An 18648-nucleotide genomic window follows, 5' to 3' on the forward strand; every position below is an offset into this window, starting at 1 on the left:
GGGTCCGGCGGGCTTCCACCATCATTGGGGATCCGGTGAGCCCGCGGGACACCGGGCGCGCGAAATTCTACGAGGCCGAGCGTCTCGTCCACCGGCTCTTCGACAACGCGCCGTCGTCGCGAACGGTCCAACTCGCCGGCACCCAGATAACGCTGCCCGCCGAGGCCCGGTTCGCCTCGGCCGACGCCGTCGGCGACTACGTGCGCCGGGTCCTCGACCTACCCGCGGTGCGCGATCGGTTCGCCCGCGCCGCCGAGCCGGTGTCGGTCCGTGAGCGGCGGGGGCGGCGCGCGGCGCACTACGAGCGCAGGGCCCCGGCGTCGGGAGACGGGGCGGTGGAGGCGGAGATCGCCATCCCGTCGTCGTCGGACGGGAGGTGGGCGCTTCGCGAACTCGTCGTCCTGCACGAGGTCGCCCATCACCTCGACGACTCGGAGGGACCCGGCCACGGGCGGGGGTTCGTGCTCACGCTCATCGAACTGGTCGGCCTGGTCCTCGGACCCGAGGCCGCATTCGTGTACCGGGTCGTGCTGGCCGATTCCGGGATCGGGTAGGCGCGTCGGAACTAGTGCCCGGTGATCTGCTTCGCCGAATGCCCGATGGTGACGTCGTCACCGCACATGATGCGCATGAACTCGCGCTGCTCGGCCATCCCGCGGATCGCGGCGCGTTCGCGTCCGCCGGGGCGGAGGGCGGCGGTCGAGCGGACGAGGTTGACCGGCACCCGGATCAGCGGATACCACGGGAACACGAACGGCAGCCCGAGGGTGCGCATCGCCGACGGCCCGAGGAAGCCGCTGGTGATCGAAAGGTGTTGCGACCGCGCGATCTTGCGACGCAGTTTCGGGAAGCGCCGGTAGTTCCACTGGTCCGGGTCGTCGCCCATCGGGACCGAGAGTTGCCGCGTCGTCTCGTCGGGCGTGGAGAGCACGTACGACGTGTGGTACAGCACGCGGATCGCGTCGCGGAAGTCGCGTGGCAGGAACTCGTCGTCGACCCCGAGAAGCCAGCCCGTGTACCTGGTGAGGTGCGCGACGGCGTCGTATTCGCTGGGGCGGTAGACGATTCCCATCATGATCGCGCCCACACTCGGCGACACCAGGGCGCCCACGAGCGTGGCGGCCATGTCGGTCTGATTGATCGGCAGACCCCATTCGGCGGGGTCCCAGTCGTCCATCCGGGCGACGTGGCGTCGGACGATGGCGTGGATGAGCCGCACGCGCAGCGTCGACTTGTAGCCGACTCCCTGTGGGCGCAAACCATTTTCGGTGATGACGTCGGTGGCCCACTGGGTCGTCTCGGCGAACCGTCGGTTGGAGCCCTTCTCCAGCGCGCCGGTCCGCAACAGCGTCTGGTTGAAACCGGAGAACTGATAGCCGCCGAGCAGTGCGACGTCGCGTGCGATGTACAGGCCGTCGGCGCCGCCGCTGCGCATCACGCGGGCGCCCTCCTCGATGATCTCGCGGTTGACCCAGCCCGGGACCTTCTCGTAGATCTCGAAGAACTCCCGCAGGGGAGCGGGCGCGTCGGGGACCGAGTCGATGCCGACCTCGAGGGCGGCCTCGAACAGCGGGCGGGCCGCGCTCATGCCGACCGAGTACATCCAGTCGACCAGGCGGTCGGCGTCCGGATCGCCGACGTTCAGCAGCTCGCCGAGATGGGTGAACAGTTCCCGGTTGGGCTTGCGCAGGCCGAGCAGTGGGCCCACCACACGCAGCCCTATGGGGATCGAGCACAGGCGGTCCGGATGGCGGGCCGGGATTCTCGGGGCGGGGGCGTCCTGCGCGGACGGATTCGCCGGGCGTGCCGACGCGGCGAGTGGTGAGGTCGTCATCGGACGGACTCCGATCGGTGCGTTCTGGTATGCCGGGGCAGTTTGGTCACGGCTGTTACCAGAAAACGTAGGCCCGGCGGAGGGGTCGTGTCAATGAGACGATCAAACCGCAGTGTCCCAATGGGCAGGTCGGGGCGCCGCCTGACACCGCCCGGGTGCGCTCAGACGCCGACCTGCTCCACCGCGAAGCTCAGGCCGTCACCGGCGAGCAGTGTGAGATAGCTCGGGTGCTCGGGGTCGAGGACCAGGCGCTGGTGACGGCCGCGGGCCTTGATCAGGTCGGGCACCACGGTCAGGTACCGGGGAGTGCTCGCCGCGTAGATGTCCACCCGCAGCCGGTGGCCCGGCTGCAGCACCGCATCGGTCGGGACCAGGTCCACGTCGATGCGGATCGGCTCGTCCACGGGCACCGGCAGCTTGCGCTTGCGCGACAGATAGTGGTGCGCCGAGAGCAGGCTGCCGTCGGAGGCATACACCGACTTGCTGCGGTCGAGTGCCCGGTTCGACGCCGACAACGCGCCGTTGGTCAGCACCGTCGAGGTGCCGTCGGGTGCGACGTCGTTGACGGTCACCGCCCAGATCGCCTCGTGCGCGGTGGTCGCCACGTTGAGGCGCAGGTTCATCGCGCCGCTGATCGGTGTCGCCACGGTCACCGGGGGAGTGGTGAACGACAGGCCGCCGCGCTCCTGGAACCGCGCGTCCCTGAACCAGTCGGGACCGAGGACCATCGTCGCGCCGGCGGTCACCTGGGTCATGTCCCGGGACCGCAGGCCGCGACCGTCCGGGCGGATGTGCAGCGACGAGACCTCTCGTGCCGGGCGCGGTCCCAGCGAGCCGTCGTGGACGGCGTGGTCGGCGGTCGACGAGGACTCCGGGCTCAGGTACAGCCGCGTCGGCTCGACCCCGGGGCGGGGGAAGCTCTGTCCCGAGGTCCAGACCCCGCCCTGTTGCAGCATGGTCACCGGGCCGTAGTACTCGATCCCGTTGCGGTGCCCCTTGAGCCAGCGGTCGAACCAGGCGCGCTCGAGGACGTCGAGACGCGGCGGCGCCGCCGGGCCGCCGAACCCCGAGCCGACGTCGAGGTGATAACCGTCGCCGACGATCATCTGCTTGCGGCCGGGCTCCATCTGCAGGCGCTCGTAGACGCCGGTCGCGCTGCGGCCGAACAGGTCGTGCCATGCGCCGACGGTGAAGGTCGGGGCCTCGATCCGGGACACGACCGGGTCGCGTACGTCGAAGTACGGGTCGTCGAAGATGCGCGGATCGCGTGCGGTGAGGAAACCCCAGAGCAGGGAAGGGATTTCGGTGGCCGGCGACTTGATCCGGTCGATCGCCCAGCGCAGTGCGTCGCCGCGCAGGATGTCACGCAGGACGTGGGAGGGGTTCGGCACCCATTTGAGCGCGTTCACCGCGCTCAGCCACACCGGGATGAACGCCGACGGCATGCCGCCGGTGATGTAGATGTCGCGGACGATGTCGTCGCACCCCTCGACCGCGAAGACCGCCTTCAGCTGCGGCGGGCGCTTGTCGGCGGCCTGCAGCGAGTTGATCGCCGAATACGACCAGCCCGCCAGGCCCACCGTTCCGTCGCACCACTCCTGCTCGCTGACCCAGTCGATGATCTCGACCGAGTCCTGCTGCTCGCGCGGGCCCAGGATCTCCCACCGGCCGTGGCTCGAACCGGTGCCGCGGACGTCGACGACGACCTGGACGTAACCGCTGCGCACCAGGTTCCGGTTGATCCCGAAGACGTCGAAGACCCCGCCGGAGAGCGTCTTCGTGAGGTTGGTCAGGCCCTCGAGCGCCGTGCCCGACGCGTCGACCGACCGCGACGCCGTGTGCAGCGCCTTGCCGAGGACGGGCGCATGCAGGGCCTGGTCGATGAAGTCGATCGCGGCCCGGTTGTAGGGATTGATGTTGATGATCGCCGGATACGGAGTGAGGACCGTCTGGCCGAACCGGTTGGCCGGGCGCACGACGGTGGCCTTGAGGATGACCCCGTCGCTCATCCGGATCGACACGTCCCGATCGACGACCACGCGGGGATACAGCTGCTTGCCGTCGACCTGCTCGCGCCAGCGGATGCCGTCGGCGCCGCCCGTGGGGTCGCCGAGGGGGAGCGTGCCGAAGTGCGGTGAGGCGAACGGGCGCCGCGAGGGGGCGGTGAGCGGGCGCGAGCGCCGCTCCGCCGGATCCAGCTGGTACGTCATGGTGCATACCCCTGCCTGGGGTGTGATGCCGCACCGCGGAAGGGTTGGTCGTGATGGCCGGGTGGACACCGACACCCCGTCGTGTCGGTCGTGAGTTGCCGTGGGCCACAGCGCGAAGCACTCCGATGTGGTCCACGTCACCCATCGTCGATGAAGAATAACTCAGCCGGCATATCGGATGGCTAACCGGGCGGCGTCGGTTCGGGTGCGAAGGTCTAGGGAAGGTCACGTTCCGGTAGCGCCAGATCGACGGCGGCGGCGGCCTCCAGCACCATCCACGCCGACAGTTGGACCGACAGGTCCCGCTCCGGGATCTCCGACGGGTTCACCGCGCCCGCCACGAACCGGGCCGTTTCGCCCTTCTTGTCGGGGACGACGGCCTTGGCGCGCCAGTCGCTGGAGAACAGCGTCGACCGTGGGGTCTCGGTGCGGTTCGACCACGCGGCATCGGCGCTGGTCATGACGATCCGTGCGGCCCGGGACCGTAGATCGCCCGCGCCGTCGACGTCGGGGAGGTCGGTTGCGATCAGGGCGAGATACCGGGCGAGGATCCCGTGGAACAGGCCGCCGTCGCCACCGCCCCCGCCTTTGATGACCCCGTCGACGCAGGAGTGTTTCTCGACGGCGCCCAACAGTCGGGCGAGGCGGTCGAGGTGGCGTTGGTCCCGGGTCGCTCGGAACGCCTCGAGTTCGGCGCCCAGCACGACGCCCTGGCAATAGGTGTAGGTGCCGGTCTCCGGCGTCAGTGAACCGTCGGGCTGCCGACGGAGTCCGTCGATGACGAGATGCGTCTTCGGGTCGATGAGCTGGGCGTCCATCCAGTCGCACATCGCGACGGCGCGCTCGACGTGGCCGGTGCGGGCCAACAGGATCGCGGCCGGGCCGTTGGCCGGCGCGTTGAAGAAGCGGTCCATCGTGCGCCAGGGGATTCCGCCGCCCTCCTCGGGCACCCAGGCGTCGAGCATGCGGCGGGTGAGGACCCGCAGCCCGCGTCGGTGATCGAGCTGGAGGTGACGGTCGGCCCGTTCGATGGCCAGCCCGAGCCACGCCATGTCGTCGTAGTAGTTGTTCGTCCAGCGGCCCAGATTGCGTACCCGGATGCCCCGCAGCAGGCGATTGGCGTCGTCGGCTACCTCGGGGTCGAACGAGCGTTCGCCGTATGCGGTCCCGCCCGGTCGGTGGATCGCCGCGTCGACGAGCAGGTCGACGAGGTGCGCGTGCCACCAGTAATGCCAGGATCCGAACTGCGCCCGGAGAAGTCCGATCGGCCACGCCACCGCGGCGGCGCGTGTCGCCGGCAACCAGAAGGCGCGTTGCAGGTGGCGCGCTGTGATCGCGTACATGGCGACCTGCGCGCGCTCGTTGGGGTCGTGTACGGCCGGCGATTTGGAATGTTCCCCCACGACCACGTAGCCTAGTCCTCGATGTGATGCACAACCGTGTGTCGTATCGGTTCAACCAGAGACCGTCGGTCGTCGGGACCTCCCGAACGAAGGCGCGACAGCAGTCGCCGGCCCACGCAGGATGAACGAGGATTTGAGAGTCCCACGCCTCGCGGCGTGCGCATCTTGACGCCCCGTGCCTGTGTGCCGGGGCGTTTGTCGTATGAGCCTCCGATCGCCTCCTCGGCCCGTCGCTCGGTTGAACCCGACCAACTCATAGTGACGAGGAGAGGAGGCGAAGTATGGCCAAGCCCGAAAAGGTCACCGCTGTTGCGGAGATCGCGGAGCAGTTCAAGGGCTCCACGGCGGCAGTCATCACGGAATACCGTGGTCTGACCGTTCCGCAGATCTCGCAGCTGCGACGTTCCCTCGGTGAGGGTGCAACCTACTCCGTCGCCAAGAACACCCTGGTGAAGCGTGCCGCTGCTGAGGCGGGCGTGGAAGGGCTCGACGAGCTGTTCACCGGTCCCACCGCCATCGCCTTCATCGAGGGTGAGCCGGTTGTGGCCGCAAAGGCGATCAAGAACTTCGCCAAGGACAACAAGGCTCTGGTCATCAAGGGCGGGTACATGGACGGCAAGCCGCTGTCCGTGTCCGAGATCGAGCAGATCGCCGACCTTGAGACCCGTGAGGTCTTGCTGGCCAAGCTCGCCGGTGCCATGAAGGGCAACTTGGCAAAGGCCGCCGGCCTGTTCAACCAGCCGGCATCGCAGGTCGCGCGTCTCGCTGCGGCCCTGCAGGACAAGAAGAACGAAGCCGGCGAGTAATTCGCCGCACCCACAGCTATCCCCGAACCGTACGGGGATGTGAAACCAACCCCCGTACGGGGACTGACAGGAAGGACGCCGATCATGGCGAAGCTCACCGCTGACGAGCTCATCGAGCAGTTCAAGGAACTGACCCTGCTGGAGCTCAGCGAGTTCGTGAAGAAGTTCGAAGAGGTCTTCGAGGTCACCGCGGCCGCTCCGGTTGCCGTTGCCGCTGCCGGTGCCCCGGCTGCCGCCGGTGGCGCCGACGCCGCTGCCGAGCAGGACGAGTTCGACGTCGTGCTCGAGTCGGCCGGCGACAAGAAGATCCAGGTCATCAAGGTCGTCCGCGAGGTCGTCTCGGGCCTGGGCCTGAAGGAGGCCAAGGACCTCGTCGAGTCGGCTCCGAAGCCGATCCTGGAGAAGGTCAGCAAGGAAGACGCCGAGGCTGCCAAGGCCAAGCTCGAAGAGGCCGGCGCCAAGATCACCCTCAAGTAAGACTCTCTCTTACTTCCCACGGGCCCGGGGCAGCGTTCGCTGTCCCGGGTTCGGTGGTATCCGGGGCTGACTCACCTGGGCAGTGACGATGTCGCCCGCGACATCGTTCCGGTACGGCGACTTCGATCGGTGTCGCCGTGTCAGAGCGGTGTCGCGGGCGAAATCGATCTGGCCGGCTTCGGTCCCTGTGTCGCGGAATAGATGTGAAACCCATAGACGAGTTTCTGCGTCCAAGTTCCGTGATCGAATTCCCGATAGACAGATTTCCGGCCGACAGACACGGCCTGATCCGCCGGGAGGCGACCCTTCGTGTCGGCATCGCGGACGACGTCGTCAACGCTGCGGTGAGGCGAGGACGTCTGCTGCGGCTCGCGCCCGGCGTGTGGGTTCCTGCCTTTCCGGGGCTGGAGGATGCCGACGGTGTCGACCGTCTGTATCGATACCGGTCCATCGCGGTGGCGACCTCGGCCCGAGATCGGGGAGTCTCCACACTCAGTCATTTCTCGGCGGCCGCTCTGCTCGGACTGGACACTCTTCACCCCGATCGTGAACGGGTGCACCTCACCAAGTCCACCGCCCGCGGCGGCTTCGTACGCGGGCTACGACACGTCCACAACGGGCCGCTTACGCCGGCCGAGACCGTTGAAATCGACGGTGTCGTCGTGACACGCCTCGAGCGGACCGCCGTCGACATTGCCATGGCGGGCAGCTTCGAGCAGGCGATCGTCGTGCTCGATGCGGCGCTTCGGCTCGGCGCCGATCCCGCTGTCATGACGGCTATGGTCGACGCGCGTGCAGGGACTCCCAACATCGGCGTGGCTCGCCGTGCGCTGTCACTGGCCGACGCCCGTTCGGAGAGCGTCGGAGAGTCCTGGAGTCGGGCCCAGATGATCGAGGCGGGGATTCCGCTGCCTCGTCTGCAGCACACTTTCGAGACGTCCTACGGAGACATACGCAGCGACTTCGACTGGGACGGCCTTGTCATCGGCGAGTTCGACGGGATGCACAAGTACGACAAGCTCATCAGGGACGGGGAGACGGTGCGCGACGTCCTGATCCGCGAGAAGCGGCGTGAGGGAGCGCTCGCAGAGCAGGGGATCGTGGTGATCCGCTGGACCTGGTCCACGCTCGAGCGCCGAGAACTGGCGCAGATTCTCCGTCCGTCCCTCGCGCGGATCGGACTCGTCGCAGCGTGACGCGTGCGGTTGGTTTCTCCGGTTCGAGGTCGCCTGCGACATTGCTCACCGTGGGCGATCTCGATCGAGTCCGCACAACCGAAATGAGGTCTGCGAGAGTGACCTGGGACTCTGCGTCGGCGGTCACATGGACGGTTCCGGCCCGACTTTCCTCACTAGAAATCATCCGCTATTGTTCTGGGACGCAGCGATGGTTACCGAACGGTAGCTTCGCGCCCGCCAAACGCTGAGTCAACCGGTCACGTTGTGGTTGGTCACGGTTCCGATACAGTGACCCCAACCACAAATGCCACCGGTTGGTGTGCGGACACACCGTGGCCGCATTCGGGGGCAGCGATCGTCTGGAGGAAGTTGTGGGTGTAGAGGTCAGTGTCGAGGGGCTCACGAAGTCGTTCGGCTCGCAGAACATCTGGCGTGATGTGACGTTGACCCTGCCGGAGGGCGAGGTCTCGGCACTGCTGGGTCCGTCGGGTACCGGCAAGTCGGTGTTCCTGAAGACCTTGATCGGTCTGCTGCACCCGGAGCAGGGTTCGGTGATCATCGACGGCACCGACATCACCAAGTGCTCGGCCAAGGAGCTCTACGAGATCCGCAAGCTGTTCGGCGTCCTCTTCCAGGACGGCGCGCTGTTCGGCTCGATGAGCCTCTACGACAACATCGCTTTCCCGCTTCGTGAGCACACGAAGAAGAAGGAACACGAGATCCGCGACATCGTGATGGAGAAGATCGACCTGGTCGGTCTGACCGGTGCGGAGGACAAGCTCCCCGGTGAGATCTCCGGCGGTATGCGCAAGCGTGCCGGCCTCGCGCGCGCCCTCGTGCTCGATCCCCAGATCATCCTGTGCGACGAGCCGGACTCCGGTCTGGATCCCGTTCGTACCGCGTACATCTCGCAGCTGTTGATCGACATCAACGCGCAGATCGACGCGACGATCCTGATCGTGACCCACAACATCAACATCGCCCGCACCATCCCGGACAACATCGGCATGTTGTTCCGCAAGGAGCTGGTGATGTTCGGTCCTCGCGAGCAGCTGCTGACCTCGGAGCAGCCGGTGGTCAAGCAGTTCCTGGCCGGCGACCGCTTCGGTCCGATCGGCATGTCGGAGGAGAAGGACGAGGCGGTCCAGAAGCAGGAAGAGGCGATGCAGGCCGCGGGCATCTCCGGTGGCGGCACCAAGGAGGACTTCACCGAGATCATCCCGCAGGTGCAGCCGAATCCGGGCATGCCCGAGCGCAAGGCGGTCAAGCGTCACCGCGAGCGCGTGATGGCGATGCTGCACACCCTGCCGCCGCAGGCCCAGGAGGCGATCCTGCGCAGCATGGAAGAGGAAGACCGCATCCGCGCCGAGAGCGACGCCCACGCCAGCAACATGGCGGGCGGGAACGCAGCAGCCGGTGGCGAGTGGACCGCGGCCCCGGCCGGCAACGTGGCGGTCGCGGACGCCAAGACCGCCGTCATCGACTACGGGGGCAGCGACGCACCCACCGAGCAGTGGCAGACAGACCCGCTGACCAAGCGCGGTCAGCATGCGGCTGACGGCAACGAAGGGCGGACGACCCAGGAATGACCAGCGCCACCATGCGTGGCGTCGACCGAATCGCGCAGGCCGGGACGGGTGCTCTCGCCCAGACCGGCAACATCGTTCAGCTCTTCGTCGACGTTGCACGCCAGACCTTCGTGCGCCCGTTCCAGTGGCGGGAGTTCATCCAGCAGGCCTGGTTCATCGCCAGCGTGACGATCCTGCCCACCGCGCTCATCGCGATCCCGTTCGGCGCGATCGTCTCGTTGCAGACCGGTTCGCTGATCAAGCAGCTCGGCGCCGAGTCGTACACCGGCGCGGCGAGCGTGCTGGTGGTGATCCAGCAGGGCTCGCCTCTGGTGACGTCCCTGCTCATCGCGGGCGCGGCCGGGTCGGCCGTGGCCGCCGACCTCGGTTCGCGCACGATCCGCGAGGAGATCGACGCGATGGAGGTGCTGGGCATCAACCCGATCCAGCGCCTGGTCGTTCCGCGCGTGCTGGCGATGGTTCTGGTCGCGATGCTGCTCAACGGTCTGGTCGCCGTCATCGGCATCGGCGGTGGTTACTTCTTCAACGTCGTGGTGCAGGGCGGTACCCCGGGTGCCTACCTGGCGTCCTTCGGTGCGCTCGCGCAGCTGCCCGACCTCTACGTGTCGACCCTCAAGGCGGCCGTCTTCGGTGTGCTCGCCGGTGTGGTCGCGTCTTACAAGGGCCTCAACCCGAAGGGCGGCCCGAAGGGCGTCGGTGACGCGGTCAACCAGAGCGTCGTCATCACGTTCCTGCTGCTCTTCCTCGCAAACCTGATCATCACTGCGGTCTACCTGCAGGTCGTCCCGCCGAAGGGAAGCTAGACGTGACCGATGGTGGCGGAGGCGTGACTATCGCCAAGAGCAGGCCCGAGTACTTCATGTACGAGGCCCGCAAGCAACTGGGCAAGCCGCTGAAGGTGCTCGACGGCGCCGGCGAGCAGATGTCGTTCTACGGCCGCACGCTCGCGTGGATGCCGAAGACGCTGGTGCATTACACCCGTGAGGTCCTGCGACTCCTCGCCGAGGTGGCATTCGGCTCGGGCGGCCTCGCGGTCATCGGCGGCACGATCGGCGTGATGGTGCTGATGTCGGGTTTCACCGGCGTCGTCGTCGGTCTGCAGGGCTACGCGGCCCTCGACCAGATCGGTTCGCAGGCCCTCACCGGCTTCCTGTCGGCCTACGTCAACACCCGTGAGGTGGCGCCTCTCGTGGCGGGCCTCGCCCTGTCGGCGACCGTCGGCTGTGGTTTCACCGCCCAACTCGGCGCCATGCGCATCTCCGAGGAGATCGACGCCCTCGAGACGATGGCCGTGCCGTCGATCCCGTTCCTGGTCTCCACCCGCGTGATCGCCGGCTTCATCGCCGTCATCCCGCTGTACGTGCTGGGCCTGTTGTCGGCCTACCTCGCCTCCCGCGTGGTCACGACGGTGTTCAACGGCCAGTCGGGCGGCTCCTACGACCACTACTTCAATCTGTTCCTGCCGCCGGCGGACGTTCTCTGGTCCTTCGGCAAGGTGCTGGTCTTCGCCTTCGTGATCATCCTGGTGCACTGCTACTACGGCTACTACGCGTCGGGCGGTCCGGCAGGCGTGGGCGTGGCCGTCGGCCACGCGGTCAGATCGGCACTGGTGCTCATCGCGGTCCTCGACTTCTTCCTCGGACTCGCGATCTGGGGCACCACCACGACCGTGCGAGTGGGGGGTTAGCCCGAGATGCAGGTGCTGCGCCGACGACTGCTCGGCCTGGTGTTCTTCGTCGTGGTCGCGATCTTCTTCGCTGCGACGATCACCAAGTTCAACAAGACGTTCCAGGATTTCACCGACGTCACCCTCGTCACCGACTCGACCGGCAACGCGTTGCCGGCCAATGCCGACGTCAAGGCACGGGGCATGGTCGTCGGCGAGGTGCGTGAGGTCAAGCCATCACCGGACGGCTCGGTCGAGGTCATCCTCGGCCTCGACCCGGACAAGGCGAAGCAGCTGCCCGCTGACACGACCGCGCGCATCCTGCCGAAGACCCTCTTCGGCGAGCGATACGTCGCGCTGCAGGTCCCCAAGGACACCTCGGGGCCGACGCTGCACAACGGCTCGACGATCCGGACCGACAACAGCGGCAACGCGCTCGAGGTCCAGCAGCTGTTCGACGAGCTGCTCCCGGTCCTCGAGGCGATCCCGCCGCAGGATCTCAACGCCACGCTGACCGCGCTCTCGCAGGCGCTGTCGGGTCGCGGCGAGCAGCTCGGCACCACGTTCGAGGAGCTCAACCAGATCTTCGGCGAGGTCAACAAGAACCTGCCCGAGCTCGAGGGCACCCTGGAAGGCCTCGCGTCCTTCTCGCAGACCTACTCGCAGGCCCTTCCCGACGTCATCGACGCGCTGGACTCGTTCCGGACCACGTCGAACACCATCGTCGAGCGCCAGGGCGACCTGCGCACCCTGATCGCGACCCTCGGCGTGGCGTCCGACGACGCCACCCGATGGCTGCGCCAGAACCGCACCGATCTGATCGATCTGGCCGTGGACTCCGAGGAACTGCTCGTCGGCCTCGCCAAGCAGTCGCCGGTCTTCACGTGCACGTTCCGCAACTTCGCCGAACTCATCCCCGGGACCCGCGAGATCTTGGGCGTGGGCACCAAGAACCCCGGCGTGCGCGTGAACCTGCAGTTCGTCAACCCCCGCGGCCGCTATCTACCGAACCAGGACGAACCGCGATTCATGGACCTCGATCCTCCCGCAGTCTGCTACGAGCCGGCCAAGAACGGCCGCCCGTTCCCGCAGTACCCCGGCGGCGGCCTCGCCGACGGCAGCTACCAGCCGCCGTCGCGAAACGCCGGCCCGCGCAACGTCAAGGAACTGCCGCAGCCGCAGTTCAGCGGCGTCCCCGCCGGCACGGTGACCTCCAACCCGTTCGATGACCCGGACTACCGCAGGCAGTTGCAGGTGATCTACGGAGCCACCTCCGGTAAGGCACCGGAAGAGGTGCCGACCTGGGTGACGACGATCGCCGGCGGCGCCCTGCAGGGAGCGAAGGTCGACATCAAATGAAATCGATCGCCGCGCCTCTGACCAAGCTGATCATCTTCGCGCTGATCACGGTCATCACCACCAGCCTGCTCGCGCTCACCATCGCGAACGCCGGCGGCGACGGTGATGCGAAGTTCAAGGCCGTCTTCGACGACGCGACGCTGCTCAACCCCGGCGACGACGTGCGCATCGCCGGTGTGCGCGTCGGCCAGGTCGAGAAGGTCGAGGTCTACGACCGGAACAAGGCCATGGTCTCGTTCAACGTCGACCGCGACCGTCTGCCCGACGGCACGCAGCTCTACATCCGCTACCGCAACCTGACCGGCCTGCGGTACCTCGCCCTCGAGCGCGGGGCCGGTGACCCGTCGAAGACGGTGCCGCAGGGTCACACCTTCGGCGTCGAGGAGAACGACAACAGCACCCACCCGCCGGTGAACCTGACCGAGTTGTTCAACGGCTTCCGTCCGCTGTTCCAGCAGCTGTCGGCCGAGGACGTCAACAAGCTCGCCGACGAGATCATCAAGATCTTCGACGGGCAGGGTGGCTCGATCACCCGGCTCGTCAGCGACACCGCGGACCTGACCAACGCGATCGCCGACAAGGACAAGGTGATCGGCGAGCTGATCGGGAACCTGACCAAGGTCCTCGACACCGTCAACAAGAACGACGAGCAGTTCACCAGCCTCCTCGACAACACCGAGAAGCTCGTGACGGGTCTGGCCGCCCAGCGCGGTTCGGTCGGCTCGGCGATCAGCTCGGTGTCGAGCCTGACCTCCGTCACGGCGAACATCCTCGGCGCCACGCGCCCGTCCATCCAGGGCGACATCGCCGGACTCAAGGCGCTGTCCGACGAGATCAACAAGCGGGACAAGGACATCGAGGAGACGCTGACCAACCTGCCGGTGAAGCTGCAGAAGATCGGCCGCGCCGCGACCTTCGGCTCGTGGTTCCAGTTCTATCTGTGCGGCATCGACATCGTCGCCGGCACCGGCAAGTCCACGGTGCTGACCAAGCCGTTGGTACCGCTGCCCGAGATCAATCACGTGCTCTACACCAGCGCGGCCACCCGCTGCTGGGCCGACGAGAAGCCTGGGGGGTGACCTGAGATGGCAGAAGAGAACACCACGAACGTGGCCGGCGAACCGGCCGACGATCAGCAGCCGCAGCAGCACCCCCACCGGCGGTTCGGTGGGCGCCGCAGCCCGGTCAGCATCGGCGCGATCGGCATCCTGATCATGGCGATGCTCGGTCTGAGCGCCTTCTACCTCACCGAGGTGCCCCTGCTGGGCGCCGGTGCGCGCTACACCGCGCAGTTCAGCGAGGCCGCCGGGCTCAAGCCCGGCAACGAGGTGCGCGTCGCGGGCGTCAAGGTCGGCGAGGTCGATAGCGTGAAGCTCGACGGCGACCACGTCGACGTCAGCTTCAAGGTCGAGAACACCTGGATCGGAGACCAGACCCAGGCGTCGATCCAGATCAAGACGATCCTGGGCCAGAAGTACCTGGCATTGAACCCGCGTGGCAGCAAGCCCGCCGATCCCGACACGCCGTTGACCGACACGGTCGCGCCGTTCGACGTCATGGAGGCGTTCTCCGCGGCGACCGAGCAGATCGAGGACTTCGACACCAAGCAGATCGCGGACTCCATGGAGGTCCTGTCGGACGCCTTCTCGGGCACCGCGGGCAACGCCGGCCCGGCCCTCGACGGCCTGGCCCGCCTGTCGAACACGATCGCCAGCCGCGACCAGGAGGTGCAGAAGCTCCTCGCCGCGACCAAGGACACCTCGAAGATCCTCGCCGATCGCAACGAGGAGTTCGTGCGCCTGATCGCCGGGGCGGGACAGCTGCTCGACGAGCTGAACAACCGGCAGCAGGCCATCTCGGCGCTGCTGGCGTCGACGACCAGCCTCGGTGACTCGCTGACCGGGATCGTCCGGGACAACGAGGAGCAGATCGGGCCGGCCCTCGACGCGCTGAAGGGCGTGAACGAGTTGCTGCAGCGACAGAACCAGAACATCCGCGAGTCGCTGAAGTATCTGGCGCCGTTCTACCGGCTCTACGCCAACGTGCTCGGCAACGGCCGCTGGTTCGAGTCGACAGTGATCAACCTGCTGCCGCCGGCACTGCCGCAGCAGAACACGACGCGGCCGCCCAACAAGAAGGTCGACCAGAACAACGGCGGAACGGAGGCAGGCTGATGACCGCACCAGACCTGACGCAGACCGCCGGTCCCGGTCGCTGGTTCACCCCGCGGCACATCGTGCTGACCATCCTCGGGCTGATCATCGCGCTCGTCGTGGCGGGCGCCCTGTGGTGGGTGTTCTCCGGCATCGGGACCACCAAGATCACCGCGACGTTCAAGCGCTCGGTCGGCATCTACGAGGGCTCGGACGTCCGCATCCTCGGCGTCAACGTGGGAAAGGTCGACTCCGTCACGCCGCAGGGTGAGACGGTGAAGGTGATCATGACGGTCGACCGGGGCATAACCCTGCCCGAGGACGTCCGTGCCGTGCAGGTGATCCCGTCGGTCGTCGCCGACCGTTACGTCCAGCTCACCCCGGCGTACACCGGTGGCCCGAAGGCCGGACGCGACATCACCCTGTCCGAGGACCGCACGATGGTTCCGGTCGAGGTGGACGAGCTGTACCGCAGCGTCCAGGAACTCTCCGACGCGCTCGGACCCGACGGCGCCAACAAGACCGACGGAACCGGACGCCAGGGCGCGGTGAGCGAGCTCATCACGACCAGCGCGGAGAACCTGAACGGCAACGGCGAGAAGCTCGGCGCGGCCATCGAGAACCTCTCGAAGGCGACGACCACGCTCAGCGATTCGCGCGGGAACCTGTTCGACACCGTCAAAAACCTGAACACCTTCGTGGCCGCGCTGCGCGAGAACGACGCCCAGGTGCGTCAGTTCAACAGCCAGATGGCGTCGTTCAACAAGTTCCTCGCCGGTGAGCGCGAACAGCTCGCGTCGTCGTTGAACAAGCTCTCGATCGCCCTCGGCGACGTGGCGGAGTTCATCGCCGACAACCGCGAGCAGATCGGCGAGACCGTCAAGGACCTGCAGCCGACCACGCAGGCGTTGCTCGACAACAAGAACAATCTCAAGGAGATCCTGACCGTGCTGCCGGTGGCGATCAGCAACCTGATCAACGCCTACGACGCGGAGTCCGGCAATCTCGCGATGCGCCTGACCATCCCGGACCTGCAGGATCCGCTCAGCGCATCGTGCGGCCTGTTCGACCTCGGGGCGCTGCTGCCGGGCAACCCGCAGGCGAAGCAGTTCTCCGACGCGCTGCGCCCGTTCGTCAACCAGTGCCAGGCGGTGGGCAAGCAGATCACCGAGGGCGTGCTCGAACCGGTGCTGCCGGTGCTGCCCTTCGGGATCATGAGCAACAACAAGCTGCAGAAGTACCCGGTCCCGGGCACGGTTCCCGGTAACCCGGATCCGAAGATCAACACCCCGACGCCGGCACCGTCGACCAAGTCGACGCCCAAGCCCGCGCCGCGCACCACCAAGACCCCGGCGCCGAGTTCGAGTGCCCCGCAACCACGGGGAGGCAACTGATGAACCGACGCTCCATGCGGATGACGCTGGCCGGCGCGGTGCTGTCGTTGACCGTGATGGTGTCGGGCTGTATGTCCGGCGGCATCCAGTCGATCCCGCTGCCCGGCGGCGTGGACACCGGCTCCGACCCGCGGACGTACAAGATCCAGTTCGACGACGTGCTCGACCTGGTTCCGCAGTCGATGGTGAAGCAGAACGGCATCCCCGTCGGCCGCGTGACCAAGGTCGAGGTGCCGAAGGACGCCTGGTACGCCCAGGTGACGGTCCAGGTGAAGAACGACGTCGACCTCTCCGACAAGGCTGAGGCCAGCGTCCAGCAGACCTCGCTTCTCGGCGAGAAGTTCGTCGCGCTGAGCGAGCCCGAGGACGCGAAGAACGCGCCGCGGCAGAATCCCGCGGACCCGATCCCGGTGACGCGGACGCGTACCGCCACCGACATCGAGCAGGTTCTCGGTGCGCTGGCGATGCTGCTGACCGGCGGCGGCATCAATCAGCTGCAGCCGATCGTCACCGAGCTGAACAAGGCGCTCGAGGGACGCACCGACAAGGTGCGCAGCCTCATCGACCAGTCGGAGAAGCTCATCGCCGGCCTCAACCGCCAGCGTGACGACATCCTGACCGCGATCGACGGTCTCGCAGACCTCTCTGCGCGAACCGAGAAGCAGACCGCGCAGATCGACCGCATCCTCAAGCAGCTGCCCGAGGGCATCGAGGTGCTCGAGGAGCAGCGTCCGCAGTTCGTCGAGCTGCTGACCAAGCTCGATCAGCTCGGCCAGGTCGGCACCGACGTTCTCGGCAAGTCCCGCAAGGCGCTGATCAACGACCTCAAGGCGCTGCGCCCGATCCTGACCGAGCTGGCGAAGGCCGCCCCGGACGCGATCACCGCGGCCCCGCTGGTCCTGACCCACCCGTACCCGGACTGGATCATACCTGCGGTCCACGGTGACTCGACGAACCTCTTCATCACGCTCGACCTCCGCATCCTGAACCAGCTGGAGGCGCTCGGCGTGGGGCAGGGGACACCCAAGTACTCGCCGCCGGTGCGAGTGAACGTCCCGGTCAACCCGCGCAACCCGTACTACAACGGCAACGGGCCGCGTCTCGGCTGGCCGACGATCACCCTGTTGCCGCCGGGCCCGAACTGGCGACCGGGACCGAACACCCCGCCGTCGGGCGGCACGTACCCGGCGTCGTTCTCGCGCCCGGCCGAGGGTGCGGGCCGCATGCCCACCCCGGCGACCCCGGGGCAGGGGATTCTCGACGGCCCGCTCTCGGCGCTGGGTCTCGCGCCCAAGGCGCCGGCCCAGGGATCGACAGGAGCAGGCCGATGATCGGCAAGTTGGTAAAGATCCAGTTGGCCGTGTTCGTCGTGGTCGGTCTGGTCGCCCTGGTCTATGTGGGCGCCAAGTACGCGCGACTCGACAAGCTCGCGGGCGTCGGCGTCTACACCGTGACCGCCCAGATGCCCGATTCCGGCGGCATCTTCACCAATGCCGAGGTGACCTACCTCGGTGTGCCGGTCGGGCGGGTCGGCGACCTGTCCCTCACCAAGGACGGCGTCGACGTCAAGCTCGAACTGAACTCGGGCGGACCCGAGATCCCGGCGTCGTCGGTCGCGGTCGTCGCGTCGCGGTCGGCGATCGGCGAGCAGTACGTCGACCTGCAGCCGACCACCGCCACGGGGCCGTACCTGAAGAACGGCGACATCATCACGAAGTCCGAGCTGCCGCCGCCGCTGCAGGACGTCGTGAAGTCGGCCATCGACTTCACCTCGTCGATCCCCGTCGACGACCTGCATGTCGTGGTCACCGAGCTCGGCAAGGCGTTCAACGGCCGCGCCGACGACCTGACCCGGCTCGTCGACTCGCTTGGGAAGCTCTCCCGCGCCGGCGTCGACAACCTGGGCCAGGTGATCGGCCTCATCCAGGACTCCAACGTCGTGCTCGAGACGCAGGCCGATCAGTCGGATGCCATCCTCACCTGGTCGCGCAACCTGAACCTGATCACCGCGACGCTGGCGACTGCGGACCCGGATCTGCGCCGGTTGCTGACCACGGGAACGTTGTCGGCGACCCAGATCTCGGAGCTGATCCAGAAGAACGGCAACGACATCTCGAAGGTCGTGAAGGATCTCGCCGAGGTGGCGCGCACGATCGAGCCGGCCACCTACACCTCGTCGGTCACCGTCGCGATGCTGTCGGCACTGTCGGCGGGTAGCCACGCGCCGGCGCCCGGCGACGGGCAGACCCACTTCGGCATCGTCCTGGAGACCAACAACCCCGCGGCCTGTACACGCGGTTACGAGAGCACCCAGGAGATGATCGCGGCGATCAAGCGCAAGAACCCGAACTTCGACGTCCACTACGACGATTTCCCGTTCAACACCGACGCCCGGTGCACCGTGCCCCAGGGCAACCCGACCGGTGTGCGTGGCGCCGATCGAGCGCAGTACGCGAATCCGGCCTATCCGCAGCCGTGGGACAAGACCCCGAAGAAGGATCCGGACAAGTTGAACCTGAACCCGCTCGCCAACCAGCTCGCAGCGCTGCTCGGCGTGCGGCCCAAATAACGACTCGCGG

16 protein-coding genes are annotated in these 18648 nt (G+C 67.3%); 13 read left to right on the forward strand and 3 right to left on the reverse strand.

Annotated elements, in window-relative coordinates; genetic code table 11:
- The first annotated feature begins 35 nt into the window (after nucleotides 1-35).
- Nucleotides 36-554, forward strand: coding sequence for a TIGR04338 family metallohydrolase (locus E1P53_RS16885; RefSeq protein WP_109238091.1), 519 nt, complete (start codon nucleotides 36-38; stop codon nucleotides 552-554).
- A gap of 11 nt (nucleotides 555-565) precedes the next feature.
- Here the strand turns inward: E1P53_RS16885 and E1P53_RS16890 are convergent, their stop codons facing one another.
- From E1P53_RS16890 to E1P53_RS16900, 3 genes are all read right to left on the reverse strand, one after another.
- Entirely contained in the window at nucleotides 566-1834 is a 1269-nt protein-coding gene (locus E1P53_RS16890) for an oxygenase MpaB family protein (protein WP_181954861.1), read from the reverse strand.
- 161 nt (nucleotides 1835-1995) lie between these two features.
- Nucleotides 1996-4044: a CocE/NonD family hydrolase gene (locus E1P53_RS16895; protein WP_131734974.1), complete on the reverse strand. Its 2049-nt coding sequence runs from the start codon at nucleotides 4042-4044 to the stop codon at nucleotides 1996-1998.
- Between the two features lie 215 nt (nucleotides 4045-4259).
- Nucleotides 4260-5447 carry a glycoside hydrolase family 76 protein gene (locus E1P53_RS16900; protein ID WP_131734975.1) on the reverse strand — a complete coding sequence of 396 codons (1188 nt, stop codon included), beginning with the start codon at nucleotides 5445-5447 and terminating at the stop codon, nucleotides 4260-4262.
- Between the two features lie 281 nt (nucleotides 5448-5728).
- Between E1P53_RS16900 and rplJ the strand changes: the two genes are divergently transcribed.
- The 12 genes from rplJ to E1P53_RS16960 all read left to right on the forward strand — a co-directional run bounded on the left by rplJ (nucleotide 5729) and on the right by E1P53_RS16960 (nucleotide 18638).
- Nucleotides 5729-6253: a 50S ribosomal protein L10 gene (rplJ, locus tag E1P53_RS16905; protein ID WP_006900765.1), complete on the forward strand. Its 525-nt coding sequence runs from the start codon at nucleotides 5729-5731 to the stop codon at nucleotides 6251-6253.
- 84 nt (nucleotides 6254-6337) lie between these two features.
- On the forward strand, nucleotides 6338-6730 hold the full coding sequence (gene rplL / locus E1P53_RS16910; RefSeq protein ID WP_006900766.1) for a 50S ribosomal protein L7/L12: 393 nt from the start codon (nucleotides 6338-6340) through the stop codon (nucleotides 6728-6730).
- A gap of 239 nt (nucleotides 6731-6969) precedes the next feature.
- Complete coding sequence (locus E1P53_RS16915) at nucleotides 6970-7926, forward strand: hypothetical protein (RefSeq protein ID WP_006900767.1); 957 nt, start codon at nucleotides 6970-6972, stop codon at nucleotides 7924-7926.
- Nucleotides 7927-8279: 353 nt separating this feature from the next.
- On the forward strand, nucleotides 8280-9497 hold the full coding sequence (locus E1P53_RS16920) for an ABC transporter ATP-binding protein (protein WP_131735367.1): 1218 nt from the start codon (nucleotides 8280-8282) through the stop codon (nucleotides 9495-9497).
- The gene (locus E1P53_RS16925) at nucleotides 9494-10300 is read left to right on the forward strand and encodes an MlaE family ABC transporter permease (protein WP_040526872.1); all 807 of its coding nucleotides are present in this window, start codon (nucleotides 9494-9496) and stop codon (nucleotides 10298-10300) included. The genes E1P53_RS16920 and E1P53_RS16925 overlap by 4 nt, the downstream gene beginning before the upstream one ends.
- Nucleotides 10301-10356: 56 nt before the next feature.
- Nucleotides 10357-11184: an MlaE family ABC transporter permease gene (locus E1P53_RS16930; protein ID WP_109238401.1), complete on the forward strand. Its 828-nt coding sequence runs from the start codon at nucleotides 10357-10359 to the stop codon at nucleotides 11182-11184.
- Between the two features lie 6 nt (nucleotides 11185-11190).
- On the forward strand, nucleotides 11191-12522 hold the full coding sequence (locus E1P53_RS16935; RefSeq protein WP_131734976.1) for an MCE family protein: 1332 nt from the start codon (nucleotides 11191-11193) through the stop codon (nucleotides 12520-12522).
- Nucleotides 12519-13601, forward strand: coding sequence for an MCE family protein (locus E1P53_RS16940; protein WP_109238326.1), 1083 nt, complete (start codon nucleotides 12519-12521; stop codon nucleotides 13599-13601). Before E1P53_RS16935 ends, E1P53_RS16940 begins: the two co-directional genes overlap by 4 nt.
- Before the next feature lie 6 nt (nucleotides 13602-13607).
- The gene (locus tag E1P53_RS16945; RefSeq protein ID WP_109238327.1) at nucleotides 13608-14696 is read left to right on the forward strand and encodes an MCE family protein; all 1089 of its coding nucleotides are present in this window, start codon (nucleotides 13608-13610) and stop codon (nucleotides 14694-14696) included.
- The gene (locus E1P53_RS16950; protein ID WP_131734977.1) at nucleotides 14696-16069 is read left to right on the forward strand and encodes an MCE family protein; all 1374 of its coding nucleotides are present in this window, start codon (nucleotides 14696-14698) and stop codon (nucleotides 16067-16069) included. Before E1P53_RS16945 ends, E1P53_RS16950 begins: the two co-directional genes overlap by 1 nt.
- Nucleotides 16069-17400, forward strand: coding sequence for an MCE family protein (locus E1P53_RS16955; RefSeq protein WP_131734978.1), 1332 nt, complete (start codon nucleotides 16069-16071; stop codon nucleotides 17398-17400). Before E1P53_RS16950 ends, E1P53_RS16955 begins: the two co-directional genes overlap by 1 nt.
- On the forward strand, nucleotides 17397-18638 hold the full coding sequence (locus E1P53_RS16960) for an MCE family protein (RefSeq protein ID WP_131734979.1): 1242 nt from the start codon (nucleotides 17397-17399) through the stop codon (nucleotides 18636-18638). The genes E1P53_RS16955 and E1P53_RS16960 overlap by 4 nt, the downstream gene beginning before the upstream one ends.
- Nucleotides 18639-18648 lie beyond the last annotated feature (10 nt).

The sequence above is a fragment of the Gordonia paraffinivorans genome, from assembly GCF_900683595.1.
Lineage (GTDB): Bacteria > Actinomycetota > Actinomycetes > Mycobacteriales > Mycobacteriaceae > Gordonia > Gordonia paraffinivorans.